At 45.1% G+C, this 2,403-nt stretch carries 3 protein-coding genes; all 3 read left to right on the forward strand.

What is annotated here, in order from left to right:
• On the forward strand, nucleotides 1-92 hold a 92-nt coding region (locus GX089_15315), incomplete at its 5' end, for a hypothetical protein (GenBank protein ID NLP03863.1).
• Between the two features lie 10 nt (nucleotides 93-102).
• Nucleotides 103-1,542 (forward strand): F0F1 ATP synthase subunit beta, encoded by a 1,440-nt coding sequence (gene atpD, locus GX089_15320; protein NLP03864.1) that lies wholly within the window; start codon nucleotides 103-105, stop codon nucleotides 1,540-1,542.
• Between the two features lie 2 nt (nucleotides 1,543-1,544).
• On the forward strand, nucleotides 1,545-1,805 hold the full coding sequence (locus tag GX089_15325; protein ID NLP03865.1) for a hypothetical protein: 261 nt from the start codon (nucleotides 1,545-1,547) through the stop codon (nucleotides 1,803-1,805).
• Nucleotides 1,806-2,403 lie beyond the last annotated feature (598 nt).

Genomic DNA, 2,403 nt, shown 5'->3' on the forward strand with positions numbered 1-2,403 from the left:
GTTATATCAAACTGCGCAACCGCGCACGGCAAACTGCTATTACCACAGAACTCACCGAAATAGTCTCAGGTAAAGAGGCTATTGATCAGTAATGGAGCATATATGAGTACAGATAACAGCGATTCCAAAAAATTTCAGAATACCGGAAAAATAGTTCAGGTGGTAGGAGCTGTTGTGGATGTCTCTTTTGAAAAAGGTGACTTGCCCGAAATCAACACAGCTTTAACAGTAACAGTACCGGATTCTGAGAACAATCAATCCAGAAACCTGATACTGGAAACTACGCAGCATCTGGGAGAAAGAGTCGTCAGAACGATTGCCATGGACAGCACCGATGGTCTGGCCAGAGGGATGCAGGTCAGTAATACAGGTGAGATGATCACAGTTCCTGTGGGTCCGGAAGTCCTCGGAAGAATAATCAATGTTATCGGCGAGCCAGTAGACGGTGGTGGTAGCATAAAATCAATAAAACGGTATCCTATCCATCGCCCCGCTCCTACTTACCAGGATCAGAGTACAAAAAATGAGGTACTGGTCACCGGTATCAAAGTTATAGATCTGCTGGAGCCTTATGTCAAGGGAGGAAAGATTGGTCTTTTCGGTGGCGCCGGAGTAGGAAAAACCGTTCTGATAATGGAGTTAATCAATAATATCGCAACCGCATACCAGGGTTATTCAGTTTTTGCCGGCATTGGGGAAAGAACCCGTGAAGGAACACAGCTCTGGGGCGAAATGAAAGAATCCGGAGTGCTTGATCGGACCGCACTGGTTTTTGGTCAGATGAATGAACCTCCAGGAGCCCGTGCCAGGGTTGGACTCTCAGCACTGAGTATTGCAGAATATTTCCGTGATGAAGAACGACGCGATGTGCTTCTGTTTGTCGATAATATATTCCGCTTTGTTCAGGCAGGCTCGGAAGTGTCGGCATTGCTTGGCCGAATTCCTTCGGCAGTGGGCTATCAACCTACCCTGTCAACCGATATCGGTGAATTGCAGGAAAGAATCACTTCCACTAAAAACGGTTCTGTTACTTCGGTCCAGGCCATTTATGTCCCTGCTGATGATTACACCGATCCAGCACCTGCAACCACTTTCACTCACCTGGATGCCACCACCAATTTAAGCCGTACCATTCAGGAGATTGGAATTTATCCTGCAGTAGATCCACTGGAGTCAAGCTCAACAATCCTGACCCCTGATATTGTCGGCCAGGACCATTACCGTACCGCCCGAAGAGTGCAGGAATTGCTTGAGCTCTATCGCAACCTTCAGGACATTATCGCCATTCTGGGTATGGATGAGCTATCCGAAGATGACAGAAAAGCGGTCGAGCGTGCCAGAAAAGTGCAGAAATTTTTAAGCCAGCCCTTCAAAGTGGCAGAGCATTTTACCGGAATCAAAGGAAAATTTGTTCCCCTGGAGGATACGATCCGCTCCTTTACGGAAATTCTTGATGGCAAACACGATGATCTTCCTGAACAGGCGTTCTATATGGTTGGAACTGTTGAAGAAGCCCGTGAGAAAGCCAAGCAGTTGAGTTAATCATGAAAAAATTCCCCTTCAAATTAATTACCCCCGATGGAGTAGCGATTGATACTTCCCTGTGGCAGGTCTCTGCTTCCAATTCTTTGGGCAGTTTTGCCATTCGAGCTCAACATATCGATTTTTTTACATCCCTTAAACCAGGGGATCTGGTTCTTGCCTACTCTCCTGACAATCGGGAAAACATTCGGATTGAGTCGGGTTTTCTGGAATTCAAGAGGGATTGCGGCTGTACTGTTATTTGTGAGAAGAAGCTAAAATGAGAGCCCCGCAGCGGGGCGCTGGTCTGGCAATTGTTTGTCTCGTTTTATAATGGCATGGACGGTATTGACGTTATGTGATTGACGTTATGTTATTCTCGTTTTATTATCCATGTTCCTCATCTGCGTTACGTTATCCACTTCCCGTATCCATGTTTTTATATCCGCATCTTATATCCTCATTGCATACCCCACGCGTTCGCATTACGCCTCCGTTATCTGTTTCACCACACCGCACAGGGCGTTGCCCTGTGTTAAGCTAGTACGCCCTTTCAGGGTTAGGTAGCTACCTTAACGTAGGGCAATGCCCTATGATTATGACCTGACCACCAGCCATATTTAGGGCTTATAATCTCATGTCCAATATCCATGAGCAATGTTCTGTCAACAGAAGCATATTTCAAACTTCTGACACATCCTTCAAATTTATTGGCGCATGCTTTAAAATTTCGGATGCATGCTTCAAAATTACAGATGCATGTTTCAAAATTACAGATGCATGTTTCAAAATTACAGATGCATGTTTCAAAATTACAGATGCATGTTTCAAAATTACAGATGCATGTTTCAAAATTACAGATGCATGTTTCAAAATTACAGA

The organism is Fibrobacter sp. (assembly GCA_012523595.1).
Classification (GTDB): domain Bacteria; phylum Fibrobacterota; class Chitinivibrionia; order Chitinivibrionales; family Chitinispirillaceae; genus JAAYIG01.

Excerpts from the sequence above, each read along its gene's own strand:
- GX089_15325 (NLP03865.1), top strand. The coding sequence starts at position 1,545 with ATGAAAAAATTCCCCTTCAAATTAATTACCCCCGATGGAGTAGCGATT.
- atpD (NLP03864.1), top strand. The coding sequence starts at position 103 with ATGAGTACAGATAACAGCGATTCCAAAAAATTTCAGAATACCGGAAAA.